Here is a 22,338-nt window from a genome sequence, read left to right on the forward strand (position 1 = left end):
TCGGATGAAATCACCACTACTCTTAATCGGAGTCGGCGTACTCCTATTCTTTCTTGAACCCGCCCGTGCCCAAAACCACGAGGTTGTGGGAAAAGTAAAATCTGCCTCCGACAGTTCATGGCTCCCCGGTGTAACAGTTAGAATAGCCGGGAGCCAATCAGGAACCCTCACCAACGAAAATGGCGAGTTCAAAATCAACGCCCGGCAGGGACAGACGCTGCTATTTTCTTTTGTCGGCTTCCTAAATCAAAGTGTCAAAATTCCCCCTGCCGGCACGCTGAATATAAGCCTGGAACTGGATGAACTTTCACTCAATGAAGTGGTCATAACCGCAGGCGGGCTTACCGCCCAGCGTCGTGAACTAGGAAGTCAGGCTACTACACTGAAATCCCAGGATCTGACACAAGGAAAACCAACAAGCGTCGCGGCTAGTCTGGCAGGAAAGGTCCCGGGCCTGCTCGTAATGGGCGTAAGCAGTGGTGTTAATCCCGCATTCAGACTCGTCCTACGTGGAAACCGCTCTCTGACAGGCAATAATCAGGCGCTGGTAATCATCGATAACATGATTTCTTCGAATGACATTCTCGCGAATATGAACCCCGAGGACATCGATGACATCCAGGTGCTCAACGGAGCGGGTGCAGCGGCATTATACGGATCCGACGCCTCCAACGGTGCATTGATTGTCACGACAAAAAAAGGGAAATCCGGAAAAACCGAAGTGCGTCTCGCTCACACAGCCACACTCGAAAGCGTAAGTTTCCTTCCGCAGTTACAATCCGGTTTTGGCTCAGGCACTACACCCGATGATGTTCCTACATATACTCCCTATGAAAACCAGCAATTCGGGCCGGAATTCGACGGTTCCATGGTAAAAATCGGCAAGCCGCTCCAAGACGGATCTATTCAAACCATTCCCTATTCCGCGCAGAACTCCCGGAAAGATTTCTGGAAAACTGGTCTTACCAATCAAACCGACCTGAGTGTTTCGTCGGGCGATGAAAAAGGCTCTTATTATCTTTCCGCACAATATACCAATCAACACTCCACCGTCCCTTATGAGGGATTCAAGCGTTACAGCGTGCGGGCGAATAGCACCAGGCACGTCTATAAAAATCTGACCGCCTCTTTCAATACCAATTTTGTGGCTACCAGAACTGACATTAGCAGTGCTAACACATCGGCATATCAAAACTTGCTAATGTCTCCCTCGCAAGTGGATATAACGAAATACAAAGACTGGGAGAACAATCCATTTGCAAATCCGAACGGCTATTTTAACGAATATGCACCGAACCCGTACTTCTCGCTGGCTAATAACCGGAACGTTTCACGGCAGGACTACTTTCAGGGTAATCTGGAATTAAAATGGAAAATCCTGAAACCGTTAACGATTACATATAGGTCCGGAATCACTACCCGGAACTTTACCGGTAAAAGCCGGAGCGGAAAGTTTACCTACTCCGATTACACCAAAAGCATTTCTGGTAGTTCCAAAACCGATTTGCCAGGCAATGTGGGCGATTTCAGCGGTTTTACGATGCAATTTGTCAACGATCTGATCAGCGAATTCAAAACGCAACTGACACGAAACGTTAGTCTCAGCTCGGCACTCGGAGTCACATTCCGTGAAAACAGCAGCAAAACCTTATTTGCACAGGCTAACGGATTGGTCCTCACCGATCTTTACAACATCGGTAACAGCCTTTCGAACCCGATAGCGGGAGAAGAAAATTTCAAAGCACGCCAGGCAGGTGCCTACGGGGAGGCCAGGCTGGGTTTCAAGGACTTTCTTTACTTGCACGTTACCGGCCGGAACGACTGGCGATCCATTCTCTCAAAAACCAACAGATCGTTCTTCTATCCGTCTGTGGACGTTTCACTTATCATAACGGACGCATTTCCCGCACTCGCACAATCCGGTTTTCTGCAAACACTTAAATTAAGAGGAGGGTACTCAAAAGTAGGTCAGGTCAATCTGGGAAACATGTTTAACCTGGGTGCCTACTCGTTGAAAAGCACATTTTCTCAGACATCCGGCTACCCTTATTCGAGCGGAGCGGGTTTTACGCTTAACGATAAAATGGTGGCTGCCGAGATCAAACCCGAAATGACCCTCGGGTCCGAAGCCGGGCTTGACTTTGAACTCGGCCCTCTTTCCTTGTCCGGCGGCGTGACTTTCTACAAAACCAACACCATGAATCAAACGATTTCTGTCATGGTGTCGACCGCGACGGGATATCAAAGTCTAACAACGAATGTGGGTGAGGTCAAAAATGAGGGGATTGAAAGTTATCTGCATATTACCCCTTTGAAGCTACCAAACGGCCTTGAGGTTTCACTTTCTGCGAATTATACATTCAATAGCAATAAGGTATTATCCCTTTCCGATCAGGCCGATCAGCTTACACTTGCCAGTGAGGGGAGCACCGCACGCATCCTTGCGAAAGTTGGATCGCCGTTTCCATTATTACAGGTTACCCAATACAATCGTGATCCTCAGGGGCGGATCATTGTCAATCCAATCACAGGGTATCCCGCTACTGACGGTTCCTTCCATAATGTAGGCATCACCAATCCACCCCATATTCTGGGCTTAAACGGTACGATCAAATTCAAAAAACTCCGCCTCTACGCATTGTTAGAATACCGGAACGGTCATTTCATCTACAATTCTATCTCAACCGGCTACGATTTCTCGGGCGCCGGTGTTCGGACAGCCTGGTATCACCGCGATCGTTTTGTAATACCTAATTCGTCCTACAAAAACGCCGAAGGTGAATATGTGCCCAACACGAATATTACCGTCCGCAGCGGTGGCGCCGATTTCTGGACAGACGCCACAAGAAACCGGGGAATCGGTGAAAACTATGCCAATTCTGCCGGGTTCTGGAAACTGAGGGAAGTATCGCTCCGATATGACCTGCCAGCTTCGATCTTATCGAAAACGAATTTTATTAAGGGAGTAACCATGAGTGTCCAGGGCAGGAATCTGTTTATATGGGTCCCTAAATCAAACCTCTACACCGACCCCGAATACAGCCAAAACGGGATCGAAAGTAACGCCGTCGGCTTTACGAATTTAGCGCAAACACCGCCTGCCAGGTACTATGGAGCGACTTTGTCATTCACCTTCTAATTCCCCTGACATGAAACTTACATTCAAATACTGGATACTGGGAGCATTGGTCCTGGCCTCCACTTCTTGCGACAGCTATCTCGATATTAATGAAAACCCGAATGCTGCTACCAGCGCTTCCGCCTTGCTGGTACTTCCACAAGCGATCACCTCTTCCGCCACGCTTTCCAGTTCGTACAATTCATACGGAGGGCATTTCGGAGGATTTATTGCCAACGCGGGCGGGTTTTCAGGATTTGGCAACCTATTTAACTATCAGATCGTGCCGGGTGATTACAATACATTGTGGACCAATACTTACGATAACTTACAGGACTATCGCTATGTCATCGAGCAAACCGAAGGTAACGATGAACTTGCCTATGCCAATGCGGCGGCAAAAATCATGACCGCTCTCAATTATCAACGGCTAGTTGATGCTTTTAACGACATTCCTTATTCGGAAGCATTAAATAGCAACACCACCCTTACGCCTAAATACGACAATGCTGCCATAGTCTATCAGGATCTGGTAAAGCAATTGGACGACGCCATCCAGACGATTGCCACGGCCAAATTCCCTAAAAACCTGAATTCCTCGTCCGATCCCCTATTCAGTGGTAACATGACCAAGTGGAAGCAGTTTGCCAACACGCTCAAACTCCGGCTTTTCATCAGAGTTTCGGGTGTAGCCTCCCTCTCCGATTTTGCACAAAAAGGCATCAGGAGCATCGATGCCAGCGTAGGCTTCATTGCGGATGACGCTATCGTAAATCCCGGATATGTCAAAGACAAACCGAATCCATTATGGAATGCCTGGGCTTATTCCACAACGGGTACGCTTTCCAATTCTTCCCGTACTGCCACGAAGTTCTCATTTGGATTTTATAAAGGACAAAAACTAACGGACAATGGTCGCGGAAGTGTGATCTATAAGAATTTCGAGACTAACACACCCGTCAATCAGCTAGGCAATGAGGTGGACGCCCCTACTATCGTCACCAATTACTCGACATGGTACACAGGTACATTTGGAAGTGCGTCCAGTATTTCGAACTCTTTTGGCATTATGAAAGGGCCTTCACAAGGTCAGCCGCTAATACTTGCAGCTGAGTCGCATTTCCTGCAAGCGGAAGCACGTTTAAAAGGCTATCTCACGGGCGAACCCAAGGACAGCTTCAATGACGGCATTACTGCCTCATTTAAATATTTATACAAAGACGTCACCAACGCAGTCCCGGCAACAAAAGACGTTGCTACCGATGTGGCAACCTATAAAAAAGATAATCCTGACAGTTATCTGGTAAATATAGAATTATCAAAAACAGCTGCCGAGAAACTCGAAGCCATCATTACCCAAAAATACATCGCATTGAACATGATCAACTCGGATGAGGCATGGAATGAATTCAGGCGAACCGCTTTTCCTGTAACTGATCCAAAAGGCGATGCATATCACAATATCGCTTCGCTGCTATCCAATTCTTCCCGGCCCGACAAACTTCCCTCACGCGTATTGTATCCCTCATCCGAACAATCATACAATGCGACGAATTACAAGAGCGTCAACCAATTTTCCGATCTCATTTTCTGGGACCCAAACTGAACCGACCTATGAAAAGAATACTACAAGCAATAACGCTGGCGACTTTTTTCAGCTCACACATATCCTGCCTGAAAGATGAGATGACGCTTGACCCTGAAAATTCGGTCAATGTTATCGAATTTAAAAACCCTTCCAGCTTTGTGTCACCATCTGGTAGCAAATATGCCTTATACACGAGAGCATTCGATCTGGCGGATGAAAGTGAGTATCCGATCACGATAAGTTATTCCGGCGCACAGGTAGCCCCCGAAGATATAACGGTCAAACTGGGTATAGACACTGCAGCATTGAGCCAATACAATGCCGAGCAGCACAAAAAATATGACCTGATCGACGAAAAGCTCTATACACTGGTAACATCCGTGGTGATACCGAAAGGAGAACGAACTGCGGTCGCCAAACTGAAATTTAAAAGCTCAGCATTCGATTTCAGTAAAAAATATGTGCTTCCCATCCAAATCCAGTCTGCCTCGGCTGGCGTTGTCAGCGGAAATTTCGGAACGATCCTCCTGAATGTAAATGCGAAGAATAAATATGACGGCGTGTATACGGTCACGGGCAAAATGTCCGACGCTTCCAACGCGGCATTTGCCGGGCTTTACAGCGTTGGTAAAAAAGTCGAGTACACGCTCGAAACCATCTCCGCCACCGAATGCGTCGTTACTGACCATATCAATTGGGGTGGGGCAGCTTACGTCCCTATTTGGACAGGAACGGGAGTAAGTGGCTACGGCTCCTTCTCTCCTGTCGTTGAATTCGACCCAGCAACAGGCAAGATTATCAGCGTCAAGAACTTTTACGGCCAGCCGGCTTCGAATACGCGTTCGGCACAGCTTAACCCGGCAGGAATAAATATCTATGATGCGACCGCAAAAACTATCAAAATCAGCTATTGGATGTTGCAGCCCAGCGTTGTCACAACTCCGCCACACATCCGCACCACCTGGGAGGAAGAATGGAAATTCCAGAAACCAAGATAAATTACAAGTTTCCCAATAGTCTATTTTCAGCCCCGCGGTTTGCGTGGCTGAACTTTTTTTGGCAAAAAACAGGGCAAAGTCTTCAAAACAATGCCCTTGTGTCGTAGTGTCGTTTGATTTTATTTAACTTTGAGGGTTATCCAACTCTTGAAAAAATGGAATTTCTAAAAAGCGACCGCCTGAATCATCTGAAATACGAGATCCGCGGAGCTACCTACCAGAAAGCGTTAGAGCTTGAAAGTCAGGGCTACAAAATCCATAACCTGAACATCGGCAACCCCGCACCGTTCGGTTTCGATTCGCCCGACGAGATCGTCCACGACATTATCATGAACATCCGGAATGCGCAAGGCTACTCGGATTCCCGTGGCTTGTTCGCAGCGCGTAAGGCGATCATGCACTATACACAAACAATTGGTATTCAAGACGTTGAGATCAATGATATTTTCATCGGCAACGGTGTAAGCGAGCTCATTCTGCTTTCGATGCAAGCACTGCTCAACCCCGGCGACGAGGTATTGGTACCCTCCCCCGACTACCCATTGTGGACTGCGGCGATCTCACTCAGCGGCGGTACACCGGTACATTATATATGTGATGAGGAGTCAGACTGGAATCCCGATCTGGATGATCTTGAAAAGAAAATTACTTCGCGCACCAAAGGAATTGTAATTATTAACCCCAACAACCCAACGGGAGCGGTTTACGATAAAGAAGTACTTGCCCGCATCGCTCGCATGGCGGAAGAGCATGGCCTGATCATTTTCTCGGATGAGATTTATGATAAGATCCTTTACGACGGGGCCGCCCACTATCCGATGGGCTCTTTCGTAAACGATACCCTCTGCGTGTCGTACGGCGGACTTTCTAAAAACTATCGTTCGGCTGGCTTCAGAGGCGGCTGGATGATCCTCAGCGGCGCGAAACAAAAAGCCAAATCCTATGCGGAGGGCTTGCTCCTGCTGGCGAGCATGCGCCTGTGTGCTAACGTACCCACGCAGTACGCGATCCAGACCGCACTGGGTGGTTACCAAAGTATCAAGGAACATGTGGTACCAACAGGCCGTCTGTACAAGCAAATGAACCTGGTATACGATAGGCTGACGTCCATTCCGGGCATTACATGCGTAAAACCGAAGGGCTCGCTGTACGTCTTCCCAAAAATCGATTTGAAAAAATTTGGCTTCAAAGCGGACGATCAATTCGTTTACGAACTGCTGGCAGACCAAAAAGTACTCGTTGTGGCCGGAACCGGATTTAATTATCATCTGGACCCGCATTTCCGCATTGTGTTCCTACCTACGGTCGACGAACTGAACCAGGCGATGGACAAGCTGGAATTCTTCCTGACCAACCGCCGCATCATGTCGACGCGCACCGTTGAAGACGTTATTGCCTGACGAAAAATTAAACCTATCCCTCCACTGAAAGTACACATCGCCCAATGACCATACCCGACAGAACCATTCAGGAGGCCAAACGCCAGCGGCTGTTCCTCCTCCTTTGCGGTATCTTTCTTACCAACGCGCTTATCGCGGAAATCATTGGCGGTAAAATATTTTCAGTGGAGACCCTTTTGGGCATTGCTCCGGCCCAGCTGCCGATCGGCGGCCAGAAGCTCGACTTCAATATGACAGCTGGCGTAATCAGCTGGCCGATCGTGTTCATTACTTCCGATATTATCAACGAATATTTCGGTCGCAAGGGCGTCAAAAGGATTTCATATGTTACCTCGGCCCTGATCGTCTACACATTCCTGATCATCTACGTAGCCACCCAACTTCCCCCCGCACAGTTCTGGCTCGACCTTAACAATACCGACAGCCAGGGTAACACGTTCAATATCAACGACGCATTCTCCAAAATCTTCAACCAGGGACTCGGCATCATGATCGGCTCGATCACCGCCTTTTTATTGGGGCAGTTGTTGGATATCCTCGTATTCTCGTGGCTTCGCAGAAAAACGGGCAGCCGCTTCATCTGGCTCCGAGCGACCGGCTCTACCATGTTTTCACAGCTAATCGACAGCTTTGTGGTAATCGGGATCGCATTTTATGTTTTCGGGAACTGGGATTTGAAGCTGGTCTTTTCAGTTGGTACAATCAATTACCTGTATAAAGGTGTAGTGGCCATTCTGTTGACGCCACTGTTGTATCTAGCCCACTATTTCATCGACAATTACCTCGGTAAGGAGTACGCAGAAGAGCTTTCTCACCACGCCGCGCACGAGTAAGAGGCTTAAAGCGGCACCTGTCTCCGCATATTATCCAGCATAACGGCGGTTGCAATGCCGACATTCAGCGATTCCGCGGCTCCAAATCTCGGGATCATGATCTTGTCTGTCACAAACCTGCCGACCTCTTCGCTAATCCCGTTGGATTCGTTGCCCATTATGATGATCCCTCCATGGGCAGGATATGCAAATTCATACAGCGAATCGCCTCCCAGAAAAGCACCGATAACTTGCTGGCTCCCGCCTCTTATTTCTTGAAAATACCGGATTAAATCAGTGTAGTAGAGGTTCACGCGCGTAAATGAGCCTTTGGCGGCTGCTATAACTTTGGGATTGTAAACGTCGGTCGTGTCGCGTGAACAAACGACCTTGGTAATGCCGTACCAATCGGCGACGCGGATAATGGTACCGAGGTTGCCGGGGTCACGAACGTCGTCCAGCATAAGGATATATTCGGAAGGCGAGGCAGACAAAAAAGCATTTTCCTTCGTTCTAGCCACAGCCAAACACGAATCGTTGGTTTGGAAAGATCCAAGCCCTTCCAGCTCCTGCGCTGTAACCGTTTCGACGGCTACGTTATGCCGGGTTAAAATACTTGAGTATTTTTGCTGAAATTCCTGTGTTACCAGTACAAACTCGATTTCAAAGTCAGAGTCAAACAGTTCCAGTACACTTTTGGCGCCTTCTATCAGGAACGCCTCGTGAAGCTGTCTATACTTCTTGATTTTCAGCGAGTTGATATACTTGATACGATTTTTTGACAACATTGAATATTAATTGTAGGACTATATACGGCTGGTTGATTCTCCTGATTCTGACGGGGCTATTTTCCTGCGCACCCAAACCCACTTCCAAAGGTTACCTGTTGGGTAATTCGTCCATCAAGGGCAATCGCGTGGTGAGCGACTCGGAACTGGACGCATTAATTCCCCAAAAACCGAACCGACGGTTACTGGGTCTTCCTATCTTCCCTTACGTTGGTCTTTACCGTTTTGGCGAGCTGTTTTACAACCGCGAGGAAAAACAGCGCAAGGTGATCGAGGTGACGCAAAATTACCAGAAAGAATCCCAGGAACACGCAGATTCCCCGCGAAAGCTTGAAAGAATCAACACCAGGTATGCCAAAAAACTGGAAAAAGCGCAGATACGGGCTACACAGGGCAACTTCTGGATGCGCGTGATGGGGGAAGCTCCTGTCTATTACATTCAGGCCGACGTAAGGCAGAATGCCGAGAAAATGCAGAAATACCTGTACAACAACGGTTTTTTTGATGCGAAAGTAACTTTTGATCCTGATACGATTTTTAAGAGGATAAGGGTCAATTACCTCGTCGCAGAAAACCGGGCGACAATGATCCGCAACATTCAGTATGTGGTCAACAACGACCTCGCTGATAGCCTCATCAAAGCCGATGGGAAGAATGCAGCGCTGCAACCACGCAAACGTTACGACGGCGACGCGTTCGAAGAGGAACGTATCCGCATTGAAACTTTGCTTCGGAATGATGGTTACATGGGCTTTTCCCGGCAGAATATCAGTTACATCGTGAACGATACAATTACGAACGGGCCTACCGACAGCCTATTCAAATCGGTGGATGTGCGCGTCAAGGTCGATATGCCCCCAGCAGCCAACAAGCGCTATTCGGTCAATTCGGTCAATTTTGAGATACTCCCGCCATCGGGAGTGCCGGATTCGATTTTCAGGAAAGATACCAGCATGTATGAAGGCATCAGATATGTGTTTTCGGATAAAAAATTCTCCCGGAAAGTACTCGACACTAAGATGCAGGTACGGCCCCAGGCTTGGTACAGCCAGAAAAAAGAGCGCGACACCCAGCAGCAATTGTCGCTAACCGACCAGTTCCGCTTTGTCAATTACAACTACACGCTCGATTCGACCGGTCGGGGTATTAACAGCTATTTCAAAGCCATCCCGCTCGACAAGTATCAGATCTCGACCGACCTCGGCCTGAATGTAATCCAGTTACAGGGCACACCGGGTCCATTTGCCAACCTCTCTTACAAGATCCGGAATGTCTTCAACGGAATGGAAAACTTCGAAACCAACATCCGGGGGGGTATCGAACTCGTACCGAATTTTGTGGGTAACCGCGAGATTTACAAGAGTGAAGAGATCGGCGTCAATGCGTCTTTAACCTTCCCAAGGTTGCTTACCCCGCAGAATTTATTCCAAAGGCAGACTGCCAACAACAATCCGCGAACTCAGCTAAGCCTCGGCTACAATTATGTGAACCGACCGGAATACACGCGTACCAACGTCAAGATTAATACCAACTATTCTTGGCAGCCGTCCCGGACCACGCTCGTCAATGTATCGCTGGTCGACCTTAACATCATTAATAATACGTACCTCCGCGACAATTTCCGCGTGCTTCTGGACACCTTGAAAAACCGGGGCAATAACCTCATTTACAGCTTCAAATCAGCGTTCGTTTCGGACCTCAATGCCAATTTCGTTTACAATACCAACTCGCTCATCGGGCCGCAAAAGAAAGCCCATTACTTTCGGATCGCAGTGGAATCGGGTGGCACGACGCTGAACTTCTTACCCCGGCAACGCGAAGTGATCAGGGGAATGTTTGGCGACAGCCTTCAATTTTACAAATACATCCGCTGGAATGCCGACTACCGCCGTTACTGGCCTGCTGGAAGAAGATCGGCATTGGTGGCCCGCGTGAATACCGGCGCGATTTACAGTTATGGCGATAACAAGGTCCCTCCGTACGAAAAGTACTTTTTTGCGGGTGGTTCGAACAGCCTGCGTGCATGGCTGCCCCGGCGGCTCGGCCCCGGCTCGGCCAAACCGATTACCTACAACGACCTTTCTATTGAAGCCCCGGGAGAGTTCTTGCTCGAAGGAAACCTGGAATGGCGTGGCTATCTGGCCAAGTTCTTCGGCGATATCAACTATGCTTTGTTCATTGACGCCGGAAATGTGTGGCGATTAGGGAATAATGCTACATCTGATGACCAGAAACTCAAAGCAGATAAATTCCTCAGGGAAATCGCTGTCGGAACGGGTTTTGGGATCCGGTATGACCTTTCTTTCTTCGTTCTCCGCTTCGATTTTGGTGTGAAGGTGTACGATCCTGCGTTGGAGCGATTTGTCCTCGATGAATTACAATTGAAACACCTTTTCAGGCGTACGGAGGCCAATTCACTGAATATCAACCTTGGGGTAGGTTACCCATTCTGATCGAATTCCGGCTATCGCCAACATATGACAGTTTGTCAGTTTTCATCCAAATTTTCCTATCTTTGCGCTTTGAGCGTTTAAGAATTCCTTCTCATGGAGCATAGAATTGCAGATTCACTAAAAATTTTGACAGCGGCGGACAAGGAAGCCTGCGAAACCGTGAGGGTTTCGGAAGACGAACCGGTTTCAGGAAAGAAGAGGCTGTTTATCGAAAGTTATGGCTGCCAGATGAACTTCTCCGACAGCGAGATTGTCGCTTCCGTTATGCGCGAAGCAGGCTTTGCTACAACCTCGGACGTCAACAATGCGGATCTGATATTTCTGAATACCTGTTCCATCCGCGACAACGCGGAACAAAAGGTAAGGAACCGTCTGAAACATCTCAATTTCATTAAAAAAAATAAGCCCGGAACGCTTATTGGCGTGCTCGGGTGTATGGCCGAACGCCTCAAAACGAAGTTTCTGGAAGAGGAAAAGATGGTCGATATCGTGACCGGGCCGGATGCTTACCGCGATCTTCCACGACTCGTAGAGGAGGCAGGAACAGGGCAAAAAGGTGTAAATGTATTCCTTTCGCGTGAGGAAACTTACGCAGACATTGCCCCTATCCGACTGAATTCCAACGGCGTATCTGCATTTGTTTCGATCATGCGTGGTTGCGATAATATGTGCAGCTTCTGTGTGGTACCGTTCACACGTGGCCGCGAGCGCAGCCGCGACCCATATTCTATCGTCAGGGAAGCCGAAGATCTTTTCAATGACGGTTACCGCGAAGTAACATTGCTCGGCCAGAATGTCGACAGTTATAAATGGACGCCCGGCGGGACGCCGGAAGGCGGTGCTGCCGACGAAGCTGCGGGCCCAGCCCTGGTAAACTTCGCAAACCTGCTCGAAATGGTGGCGAAAGTCAACCCCGAACTACGCGTCCGGTTTAGTACTTCACATCCCAAGGACATTACCGACGAGGTGCTGTATACCATCAAAAAGTACGATAACATCTGCAACCACATACATTTACCTGCCCAAAGCGGTAATACCCGCGTGCTGGAAATCATGAACCGGACTTATACCCGCGAGTGGTACATCGATCGCATCGATGCGATTCGCCGGATCCTGGGTGAAGATTGCGGTATCTCGCACGATATGATCGCGGGATTCTGCACCGAGACGGAAGAAGAGCACCGGGATTCAATGTCGCTGATGGAATATGCCCGATTCGATTTCGGATATATGTTTACCTATTCCGAACGTCCGGGTACGCTCGCTGCGAAGAAATTTGCGGACGACATTCCGGAAGACGTCAAGAAAAGAAGGCTTGCGGAGATTATCGAAGTACAGCGGCGCCTTTCACTCGAGCGCAACCAGCGACTGCTGGGTAGCGTTCAGAAAGTGCTGATCGAAGGCCCTTCCAAAAAGTCGGATGAGGACTTCAGTGGGCGGAGCGACCAGAACAAAATGGTCGTTTTTCCCCGCGAAAACCATAAAAAAGGACAATATGTTGACGTGCTCATTACCGACTGCAACGCCGCTACCCTGCTCGGACGGGTGTTGCAGCCCGAGCCGGTTTTGGATTAGCACATTGCCCTGTCTTTAAACCCGTTTTGACAAATTAACTAAGGCTTTCGGCCTGCCGGAAGCCCTCAGATATTTCATGGATTCATCGGAAATACAAGCTATAAAGAACCGCTTTGGGATCATCGGCAACTCGTCGGGCCTGAACCACGCGATCAATGTAGCCGTGCAGGTCGCAGCGACTGATCTGACGGTTTTGATCACCGGTGAAAGCGGAAGTGGAAAGGAATCATTTTCAAAAATTATCCATAGCATCAGCTCGCGCAAGCACGGGCCGTTTATCGCCATCAACTGCGGCGCGATCCCGGAGGGCACGATCGACTCAGAGCTCTTCGGGCATGAGAAAGGTGCATTTACTGGTGCATTGGATGCCAGAAAAGGATATTTTGAAACGACCAACAGCGGGACCATTTTCCTGGATGAAGTGGGTGAAATGCCACTTGGAACACAAGCAAGGCTGCTTCGTGTTTTGGAAAATGGGGAATATATTCGTGTCGGTTCTTCCAAAGTTTTAAAGACAAATGTCCGCGTAGTGGCAGCCACAAATGTCAATCTGCTCGACGCGGTGAACAATGGAAAGTTTCGGGAAGATTTGTATTACCGTCTGAATACAGTCCCCATTTACGTGCCGCCGCTGCGCGACCGTGGCGAGGATATTCTGCTGCTTTTCAGAAAGTTCACCAATGATTTCTCCGAGCGCTACCGTACCAAACCTGTCAGGCTGGACGGCGAAGCGCGCGATTTGCTGATCCAATATTCATTTCCGGGAAATATCCGTCAGCTCAAAAACATCGCCGAGCAGATTACCATTCTTGAAACCGATAAAGAACTGCCCATCAACGTTCAAACCCTCAATCATTACCTGAACCCGGTGCAGCCGTCGAGCCGGAAGGCATTGGTACCACTTCGTTCAGGCGACGACAATGGCACTTCGTTTTCGGAAAGAGAGCTTTTATATAAAGTACTTTTCGATATGCGGCGGGATATGACGGAGTTGAAAAAACTCGTCAGAAATGTGCTTGAAAACGAGAAATATGGTGGCGACATTCTCAAAGACCATCAGGATCTGTTTAGTTCGATCAATAATGTGGAGCCTGTTATCACCACCCCTACGATTGAACCGGCGCGGCTGCTCACCCCTCCCCCGTCGCGAACGGTGGACCTGGACCGCTACTCCGATGAACGTGATGAAATAGAAGATGTGGTGCACGTTACTGCCGAGGAAGAATCGCTTTCGCTGGAAGATAAAGAGAAAGAAATGATCATTAAGGCGCTTCGCAAGAATAATAACAAGCGAAAATACGCCGCGAATGCATTGGGCATTTCTGAGCGCACGTTATACAGGAAGATCAAACAATACGACATTGAAGAATAATAGTAACGCCCGGAAAATGTGGGCATTCCTGATACTGATTTGCCCGCTTTTCATGTCGGGCTGCGGAGTGTATTCATTTACTGGGACTAACCTTTCTCCTGATATCAAGACATTCAGCGTGCTCAACTTCACGATGGGTACCGCGGGCGGGCCGAGCGATCTGCCGCAGCGACTGACAGAAGATTTGAAAGAATACTTTCAACGAAATACCAGCCTTGTAAGCCAGCCGGGCGGAGGCGACCTCGTTCTCGAAGGTTCCATCACGGGTTATGACGTAACGCCCGCAGCGCCGACAGCCAATGACCAGGCGGGGCTGAACCGATTGAACGTAACCGTACAAGTACGTTATACCAATGCAAAGGATGAGACGAAGAACCTCGATCAGTCGTTCACCTACTACGCTGATTTTCCTCAGGATCAAACACTTAACCAAAACGAAGCAAGGCTTTTGCCGACGATCCGCGAAAACATTGTGCAGCAGATCTTTAATAAATCCGCTGCCGACTGGTAGGAAAAGCCCGGCCCGAACTTTCAATTTCAACAACTCGACTTTCTCATTAATAACGGAATATGGCGCTCATCGATAAGGAAACATTTGATCAGTTGGTGAAAAACCCGGGGCTGATCACGGCAGATGTGATCCCGCAGCTGGAAGCCACGATCAAGGCATTTCCGTATTGCCAGATCCCCTACTCCATGCTGGCCAAGGCATCCAGCCTCGCCGGTACTGAAAAACTGGAAGAAACCCGCCCGCGTGCAGCCGCATATGCGCTCAGCCGCGTGGCATTGCAGCAACTGGTGGAAAGCGACAACGAGCGTTACGATGCTACCGTGGACGTGGACGATATCCTCGAACCACAGATCGCGCCAGAGCCGCTCGACAGCGACGACATTCTGATCACGACGGTCGAACAACAAGCTTCTGCCGAATCGCAACGCTCCGAAGAGCAGCGCAGGCAACAGCAGATCATCCAGGGTTTTATGAAAAAGAACCCGCGCATTGCCCGTCAGGACAACAACCTCGAACCGGTAAGCATCGATCTGACCAGCCGTTTAGCAGCCGGCACGGAAGGCAGTATTGAAACCGAAGCATTTGCCAATATCCTCATCCGGCAAGGCAAAATTGAAAAGGCGATAGACGTCTATCAAAAATTGATTTTGAAAAAACCGGAAAAAAGAAATTACTTTGCAAAAAAATTGAGCGAACTATACGCGAGATCATAAAGAGTTCATTGACACATCACACATTCAAAATTCAGTCATTCAGTCATTCAAAATTGTTTAAAGCATGTATTTGGGTTTAATTATTCTGGTTGCCATTGTTGCAGTGTTGTTGATTTTGGTTGTTCTCGTCCAAAATTCAAAAGGTGGAGGGCTTTCAAGCGAGTTTAGCGGCGCAGGAACTACCCAAATGTTCGGTGTTAAAAAGACGACCGACCTTCTCGAACAAATCACGTGGGGTCTGGCGAGCGCAGTGATCCTCATTTCACTTGTATCTTATATTATGGTCGGCGGTGCCAACACTGGTGCCGGAATCAACAGCGTGAACGTGGATAGAGCTCAGAATGCAGTAGTGCCAGGTGGCAAGATTGCGCCTGCACCCGCTACACAGGAAGGCGCGGCTCCTGCGGGAACGACAACTCCCGCTGCTACTCCCGTCGACACAGCTAAGAAATAATAGGGCGTTAGCCGATAAAAGAAAATCCTGCGACGAACATCGCAGGATTTTTTTATGCCCAATATTAAAATCAGATTTACGCCACATTGATCTCCCGCAGCATCAGCCTCTCCGCCACCGGCAGCAGCGTTTCGTGCAAAGGATATTCATATTTGGATTCCACCACATAAGTCGCCGGGTTCGGCATAGCCCGGTTCTGCTTCGTAAGGTCGACTTTTATCTGCGAAATCGTGTTTCCGAGGCCGATACGAACCGTATCGATATAGCTGGTTATCAGGTAACGCTCTTTCAATGCATTGTACAAGGCAAGCTGGTATTGAAATATGCTCACCATCGGCTGAAACGTATGCAAAAAAAGCAGGTAACCTTCCTGCAAATGCAACGGCACAATACCCACGGGTGAAACCCGCACATTCTCTTCCACCTCCGAAAACCGCTCCGAACCTTCTTCAATGGATTTGGAAAAACGGGGGATCGCAAAGTCGAGCATGTAATTCAGGTCCGACATAAATGTGTCGTCCTGGTGCGTCTCTTCGTACTGCAACTGCCAGGTTTTGACATCGATACCTGTCAGGTTTTTAGGCAAGCCCATCCTGATCCGGCTTTTATTATTCCGGACGCTGACACACGTATTGAGGTGCAACTTCAATTCTGGCAGACACGGATGTAGTCGGTTGTGTGTGAACTGGTCCCGGACGTGCTGAAAGTAGGCCATCAGCACATATTTTTTGTATTCAAAATCAAAAATTCCTTCGGTAAGCCAGTTTTTATCGAGCTCTGACATAGGGTTCTTAATTTGGTGCCGATAAAATTTAATCAATTCCTTTGCTGAAAGCAAGATTTCAGCATTCCTGACACGCAAATGACATTATAATACTATAACGCCACGCCTGAGTACAAATTTGTCACACTAGCCGGAAAAAATGTCAGAGCAAACAGGCTGGCACGAATTGTGCTAACGGGATGGAAGTCTAATCATTACTGACAATTAAAAATAAACGTTTAATATTTATGTCAACTTTAGCAGAAATACAAGTGAATGTACAACCGCTAGCTGACCGTGTTCTGATCGAACCAGCCCCAGCCGAAGAAAAAACAGCATTTGGTATCATTATCCCTGATACTGCAAAAGAAAAGCCACAACGCGGAACCGTTCTCGCAGTTGGCCCCGGTAAAAAAGATGAGCCGCTTACAGTAAAAGTTGGAGATACCGTATTGTACGGTAAGTACTCAGGTACTGAATTGGCGTATGAAGGAAAAGACGTCCTGATTATGCGCGAGTCGGATATCTATGCTATCATAGGTTAATCCAAATTACTCAGATTCAATAGTTTCTCTTAAAGTTTTTCAAATTCAAAACAATTATGTCTAAGAAAATATTTTTTGACACAGAAGCACGCGATAAGATCAAACGCGGTGTGGACACCCTGGCTGACGCCGTTAAAGTTACATTGGGACCCCGCGGTCGTAACGTTGTAATCGACAAGAAATTCGGTTCTCCAAGCATCACCAAAGATGGTGTTACTGTTGCCAAAGAAATCGATCTGAAAGATCCTATCGAAAACATGGGAGCTCAGTTGGTGAAAGAAGTAGCATCCAAAACTGCTGACTCAGCTGGTGATGGTACTACAACTGCTACCGTGCTTGCACAGGCGATCTACTCGATCGGTGTGAAAAACGTAGCCGCCGGTGCTAATCCGATGGACCTGAAACGCGGTATCGACAAAGCGGTATCAGCGATCACTAGAGATCTGGAAGCTCAGAAAAAAAATATCTCTACCTCCAAAGAAATCGCTCAGGTTGCTACTATTTCTGCAAACCATGACGAGGAGATCGGTCAAATGATTGCTGAGGCAATGGAGAAAGTTGGTAAAGAAGGTGTGATCACCGTTGAAGAAGCACGCGGAACTGAAACAGAAGTTAAAACTGTGGAAGGTATGCAGTTCGACCGTGGTTACCTGTCTCCATACTTCGTAACCAACACCGAGAAAATGGAAGCCGAACTGGAGCGTCCGTTTATCCTCATCTCTGAGAAGAAAGTTTCTTCTATGAAAGAACTTCTTCCAGTATTGGAAGCAGTTGCACAAACCGGCCGTCCTTTGCTTATCCTTGCAGAAGATGTTGACGGAGAAGCACTTGCTACATTGGTAGTAAACAAAATCCGTGGTGCATTGAAAGTAGCTGCTGTTAAAGCGCCTGGTTTCGGTGACCGTCGTAAAGCAATGCTGGAAGATATCGCTATCATCACTGGCGGTACAGTTATCAGCGAAGAGCGTGGTTTCAAATTGGAAAACGCTACGCTTGACTACCTCGGTACTTGCGAAAAAGCGATTATCGACAAAGACAACACCACTTTGGTTAACGGTAGCGGTGCATCTGAGGATATTCAGGCACGTGTAAACCAGATCAAAGCGCAGATCGAAAACACTACATCTGATTACGATCGCGAAAAACTTCAGGAGCGTCTGGCGAAACTGTCAGGCGGTGTAGCGATCCTTTACATCGGTGCTGCTACTGAGGTTGAAATGAAAGAGAAAAAAGACCGCGTTGATGACGCCCTTCACGCAACACGCGCTGCGGTTGAAGAAGGTATCGTTGCAGGTGGTGGTGTAGCGTTCATTCGTGCAACAGCTGCTCTTGAAGGCGTTGTAGGCTTAAACGAAGACGAAAAGACCGGTATCAATATCATCCGTGTTGCTTTGGAAGCTCCGTTGAGAACTATCGTTTCCAACTCAGGCCAGGAGCCATCCGTAGTAGTTCAAAAGGTTAAGGAAGGAACTGGCGCTTACGGATACAACGCGAAAGACAATACCTACGGAGATCTTCTCGAAGCAGGTATCATCGATCCTAAGAAAGTATCCCGTTTGGCTCTTGAAAACGCGGCATCTATCGCGGGTCTGTTGCTTACAACAGAATGCGTTATCGCTGACGAACCAGAAGAAGCTCCTGCGGCAGGTGGCCACAGCCACGGCGGCGGAATGGGTGGCATGATGTAATCAGCCTCCGTTTCTTCGGAAAATATAAAAACCGGCTGCCAGTTTCCTGGCAGCCGGTTTTTTGTTTAGCTAGTTAATATGAAAAGAAAGTTAAACTGAATGCTGGACCATCAAGCCATCCTGCATCACTAACCTCCTATCGGCCATTTCGGCCAGTTCTTCATTGTGTGTCACGATGATAAACGTCTGCCCCGTCTCATCGCGCAGTTTGAAAAACAGCTGGTGCAAATCCAATGCATTATGTGAATCCAGGTTACCGCTTGGTTCATCCGCTAACACGATGGCCGGCCGGTTCAGTAGTGCCCGCGCTACGGCCACGCGCTGCTGTTCACCGCCTGAAAGTTGGGAAGGCAAATGCTCCATCCTACCGCCGAGACCCAGCAGTTCGAGCAGCTCTTTGGCGCGCGTCTGAATGTCCTTTTCATTGGCATTGCCATTGATATAACCCGGCATACACACGTTTTCCAATGCGGTGAACTCTGCAAGCAGGTTATGAAATTGGAAAATGAAGCCGATCTTCTCGTTACGGAATCGCGCGAGCTCTTTATCCTTTTGAGTAAAGACATTTATACCTTCGATAAATACCTCCCCCTGCTCCGGTCTGTCGAGCGTTCCGAGAATATGGAGAAAGGTACTTTTCCCTGCGCCCGACGGCCCTACAATGGCAACTACTTCCCCCTTTTTTACTTCCAGATCAATGCCTTTTAAAACCTGCAAGGAACCATAAGTACGCCTGATCCCACTCGCCCGAAGTAGCTCCATAATGAAAAGATAATTGCGCCGAAAACTCGCCCGTTTTGATTAATTCCTTAATTTGCCGTGAAAATACCAATTTACTTTTACACTCATGAATATTCACGAATATCAAGGCAAAAGCATTCTTAAAAAATACGGTGTGCGTATTCAGGAAGGCCTCGTAGCCGACACTCCGGATAAAGCTGTGGAGGTTGCACGTGAGCTCAGCCAGCAGACAGGCACCAAGTGGTATGTTGTAAAATCCCAGATCCACGCAGGTGGCCGCGGAAAGGGCCGTATCGTCGGCAGCGAACAGCGTGGTGTAGCATTGGCTAAGTCTGTTGAAGATGTCAGGACCATCTCTAACAATATCCTGGGAAAAGTATTGGTAACGCACCAAACCGGTGCAGAAGGCAAGCGAGTAAACAAGGTCCTGATTGCAGAAGACGTATACTACCCAGGGCCAAGCGAGCCGAAAGAATATTACCTGTCGATCCTTCTGGATCGCGGCAGAAACTGCAACGTGATCATGGCCAGCACCGAAGGCGGTATGGACATCGAAGAAGTGGCAGAACATACTCCTGAAAGAATTATCAAAGAATGGATCGATCCCAAAGTTGGATTGCAGCCATTCCAGGCTCGTAAAGTGGCATTTGCCCTGGGTTTGGAAGGTGACGCGTTCAAGGAAATGGTGAAATTCATTTCTTCTCTTTATAAAGCATACGCGGAAAGCGATTCGTCCATGTTCGAAATCAACCCGGTTTTGAAAACATCCGACAATAAGATCCTCGCCGTGGACGCCAAGGTAGACCTGGACGACAACGCATTGTACCGTCACCCCGAACTGGCTGAAATGCGCGACACCAACGAAGAAGATCCATTGGAAGTAGAAGCGGGAGCCAACAACCTGAACTACGTAAAACTGGACGGAAACGTAGGTTGTATGGTAAATGGAGCCGGACTTGCAATGGCAACGATGGACCTGATCAAACTGTCGGGCGGTGAGCCTGCCAACTTCCTCGACGTTGGAGGTGGCGCGAACGCACGCACCGTAGAAGCTGGTTTCCGTATCATTCTCAAAGACCCGAACGTAAAAGCGATCCTGATCAACATCTTCGGCGGTATCGTTCGTTGCGACCGTGTTGCTGCGGGTGTAGTAGAAGCTTACAAAGCGATCGGCGAGATTCCAGTGCCTATCATCGTTCGTCTGCAAGGAACCAATGCAGAAGAAGGTGCACGCATCATCAACGAATCCGGTCTGAAAGTTTACTCTGCGATCGAGTTCAAAGAAGCAGCGGCGAAGGTTTCTGAAGTTCTGGCTGAGCTGGGCGTTTAGAAAACTACCTTAGAGGCTGACATAATGTAAAAACGTTAATGTCACCCTGAGGGAAGTCGAAGGGAAATGCGCTATCGCAATTTCCCTTCGACTTCGCTCCTTTAGATTCGTTTTATACTTGCATCACAACCTCCTGACAACACCTGACCTTTTAGCCAATTAGCAGGTACAACACCATCGTAGTTGCAAAACTAACCACGCCCTGCAACCCCGTCAGAATGGTATGCGTACGGTAGGTGTCCTTCGCCGAAATGCCTGTAAACTGTGATACTACCCAGAACCAGGCGTCATTGGTATGTGAAACTATCATGGCTCCACTTCCTACTGCCATTACCACCAGGGTTATTTGAACGGGCGTTACAAAACCGAGGGTTGCCAGTAGCGGCGCCAGGATACTCGTCGTGAGCACCATAGCCGATGTGGTGGAGCCCTGGGCTGTTTTGAAAAAAACTGCAATCAGAAAGGCAATCACGAGCAGATAACCACCCGACATTTCATTGTGCAGCAGCCACTCACTGACCATCTCCTTCAAAGAAGTTTCCTTCAAAATCGCTCCAAATGCCCCTCCCGCGCCTACCAGCACGAGGGTGGTGCCGCAATGCTCGATACCGCTTTTGAAACAGGCCATCATGCGTTGCGACGCGTTTTCCGGAAAAAGGGAATAGCTGAAAAATATCGCCAGCAGGAATGACACCAGTGGACTGCCGAGAAAGCTTAGCCAACGTGTGAGATCTTCCGGGAAATACAGGATTTTGGCAAAAGAAGCCAGGGTGATCAGTAAAATAGGCAGAACGATAGGCATGAATGCTTTCCAGGCCGGCGGCAGCAGCCGCTCTTCAATCACCTGTGGCTCTTCCACTGCTGCATCGTCAATCAGTTTTACATTCCTGGCATATTTACCTGCAAACCAGGTCGACAAGAATAGGCTGGGAATGGAAACAACCAACCCGATTAATATTACCAGCCCGATCGAATCGGGGATACCGAGGTTGCCGGCAGCGGACAAAGGCCCCGGTGTGGGCGGTACGAGTGTGTGAGTCGCAAATAGCCCGCCGGATAGCGACAATGCAATGGTGGCAAGTGGCATCCCCGTTCTTTTGGCTACAATCTGGTTCAGTTTATGCAAAATAATAAACCCTGAATCACAGAATACCGGGATACCGACAATCCCGCCGATAACCGACATCGCAAACGCCGGGCGCTTCTCACCGAACAGCTTCAATATCACATCCGCAACCTTAATGGCGGCGCCCGATTTGTCGAGAATCGCCCCGATCACGCAGCCCAGAATCACCATTAGCCCGATTTTGGACATCAATTCTCCAAAACCTTTCCCGATCGTTTCGGCCAGCTTGTCCATGGGCAGCCCTGCAAAAACACCGACGCCAATGGCCGCGAGCAGCAACCCGATGAGCGGATGCATTTTTAATACCGTGGAACTGAGGACTATAAACGCAATAGCAGCCAGTACGATAATGAAGATCATGCG

Annotated in this window: 18 protein-coding genes; 14 read left to right on the forward strand and 4 right to left on the reverse strand. The window is 48.6% G+C overall.

Annotated features, from left to right (window positions below; genetic code table 11):
• Positions 1–4 precede the first annotated feature (4 nt).
• The 5 genes from IEY24_RS21905 to IEY24_RS21925 all read left to right on the forward strand — a co-directional run bounded on the left by IEY24_RS21905 (position 5) and on the right by IEY24_RS21925 (position 7,937).
• Entirely contained in the window at positions 5–3,139 is a 3,135-nt protein-coding gene (locus tag IEY24_RS21905) for a SusC/RagA family TonB-linked outer membrane protein (protein WP_188936031.1), read from the forward strand.
• Positions 3,140–3,149: 10 nt separating this feature from the next.
• The gene (locus IEY24_RS21910) at positions 3,150–4,724 is read left to right on the forward strand and encodes a SusD/RagB family nutrient-binding outer membrane lipoprotein (protein WP_188936034.1); all 1,575 of its coding nucleotides are present in this window, start codon (positions 3,150–3,152) and stop codon (positions 4,722–4,724) included.
• 8 nt (positions 4,725–4,732) lie between these two features.
• Positions 4,733–5,704, forward strand: a complete 972-nt coding sequence (locus IEY24_RS21915) for a DUF1735 domain-containing protein (protein ID WP_188936036.1) — start codon at positions 4,733–4,735, stop codon at positions 5,702–5,704.
• 155 nt (positions 5,705–5,859) lie between these two features.
• Complete coding sequence (locus IEY24_RS21920; RefSeq protein WP_188936038.1) at positions 5,860–7,104, forward strand: pyridoxal phosphate-dependent aminotransferase; 1,245 nt, start codon at positions 5,860–5,862, stop codon at positions 7,102–7,104.
• Positions 7,105–7,148: 44 nt separating this feature from the next.
• Positions 7,149–7,937, forward strand: coding sequence for a queuosine precursor transporter (locus IEY24_RS21925; protein ID WP_188936040.1), 789 nt, complete (start codon positions 7,149–7,151; stop codon positions 7,935–7,937).
• Positions 7,938–7,942: 5 nt separating this feature from the next.
• Here IEY24_RS21925 and IEY24_RS21930 read toward each other — a convergent pair whose 3' ends face one another.
• A complete protein-coding gene (locus IEY24_RS21930) occupies positions 7,943–8,704 on the reverse strand; it encodes a TrmH family RNA methyltransferase (protein WP_188936042.1) in 762 nt (253 codons plus the stop codon).
• A gap of 32 nt (positions 8,705–8,736) precedes the next feature.
• Here IEY24_RS21930 and tamL point away from each other — a divergent pair, with 32 nt between their 5' ends.
• From tamL to secG, 6 genes are all read left to right on the forward strand, one after another.
• Complete coding sequence (gene tamL / locus IEY24_RS21935) at positions 8,737–11,157, forward strand: translocation and assembly module lipoprotein TamL (protein ID WP_188936044.1); 2,421 nt, start codon at positions 8,737–8,739, stop codon at positions 11,155–11,157.
• A 93-nt stretch (positions 11,158–11,250) separates the two neighbouring features.
• Positions 11,251–12,732 carry a tRNA (N6-isopentenyl adenosine(37)-C2)-methylthiotransferase MiaB gene (gene miaB, locus IEY24_RS21940; protein ID WP_188936045.1) on the forward strand — a complete coding sequence of 494 codons (1,482 nt, stop codon included), beginning with the start codon at positions 11,251–11,253 and terminating at the stop codon, positions 12,730–12,732.
• A 76-nt stretch (positions 12,733–12,808) separates the two neighbouring features.
• On the forward strand, positions 12,809–14,104 hold the full coding sequence (locus tag IEY24_RS21945; protein ID WP_188936046.1) for a sigma-54 interaction domain-containing protein: 1,296 nt from the start codon (positions 12,809–12,811) through the stop codon (positions 14,102–14,104).
• A complete protein-coding gene (locus IEY24_RS21950; RefSeq protein ID WP_229222895.1) occupies positions 14,094–14,615 on the forward strand; it encodes an LptE family protein in 522 nt (173 codons plus the stop codon). The genes IEY24_RS21945 and IEY24_RS21950 overlap by 11 nt, the downstream gene beginning before the upstream one ends.
• Positions 14,616–14,674: 59 nt before the next feature.
• Positions 14,675–15,328, forward strand: coding sequence for a DUF8458 domain-containing protein (locus IEY24_RS21955; RefSeq protein ID WP_188936047.1), 654 nt, complete (start codon positions 14,675–14,677; stop codon positions 15,326–15,328).
• A 64-nt stretch (positions 15,329–15,392) separates the two neighbouring features.
• Positions 15,393–15,782, forward strand: coding sequence for a preprotein translocase subunit SecG (secG, locus tag IEY24_RS21960; RefSeq protein ID WP_188936052.1), 390 nt, complete (start codon positions 15,393–15,395; stop codon positions 15,780–15,782).
• A gap of 76 nt (positions 15,783–15,858) precedes the next feature.
• Here the strand turns inward: secG and IEY24_RS21965 are convergent, their stop codons facing one another.
• On the reverse strand, positions 15,859–16,566 hold the full coding sequence (locus tag IEY24_RS21965; protein WP_188936054.1) for a hypothetical protein: 708 nt from the start codon (positions 16,564–16,566) through the stop codon (positions 15,859–15,861).
• Positions 16,567–16,793: 227 nt separating this feature from the next.
• On the opposite strand from IEY24_RS21965, the gene IEY24_RS21970 reads away from it, so the two are divergent.
• On the forward strand, positions 16,794–17,090 hold the full coding sequence (locus IEY24_RS21970; RefSeq protein WP_019940524.1) for a co-chaperone GroES: 297 nt from the start codon (positions 16,794–16,796) through the stop codon (positions 17,088–17,090).
• Positions 17,091–17,146: 56 nt separating this feature from the next.
• A complete protein-coding gene (gene groL, locus IEY24_RS21975; protein ID WP_188936055.1) occupies positions 17,147–18,778 on the forward strand; it encodes a chaperonin GroEL in 1,632 nt (543 codons plus the stop codon).
• Positions 18,779–18,868: 90 nt separating this feature from the next.
• On the opposite strand, the gene IEY24_RS21980 is transcribed toward groL, so the two are convergent.
• Positions 18,869–19,540, reverse strand: coding sequence for an ABC transporter ATP-binding protein (locus IEY24_RS21980; protein WP_188936058.1), 672 nt, complete (start codon positions 19,538–19,540; stop codon positions 18,869–18,871).
• 85 nt (positions 19,541–19,625) lie between these two features.
• Between IEY24_RS21980 and sucC the strand changes: the two genes are divergently transcribed.
• Positions 19,626–20,849, forward strand: a complete 1,224-nt coding sequence (sucC, locus tag IEY24_RS21985) for an ADP-forming succinate--CoA ligase subunit beta (RefSeq protein ID WP_188936060.1) — start codon at positions 19,626–19,628, stop codon at positions 20,847–20,849.
• Between the two features lie 151 nt (positions 20,850–21,000).
• Here sucC and IEY24_RS21990 read toward each other — a convergent pair whose 3' ends face one another.
• Entirely contained in the window at positions 21,001–22,335 is a 1,335-nt protein-coding gene (locus IEY24_RS21990) for a GntP family permease (RefSeq protein ID WP_188936062.1), read from the reverse strand.
• Positions 22,336–22,338 lie beyond the last annotated feature (3 nt).

This window comes from Dyadobacter endophyticus, from assembly GCF_014641595.1.
GTDB lineage: Bacteria > Bacteroidota > Bacteroidia > Cytophagales > Spirosomataceae > Dyadobacter > Dyadobacter endophyticus.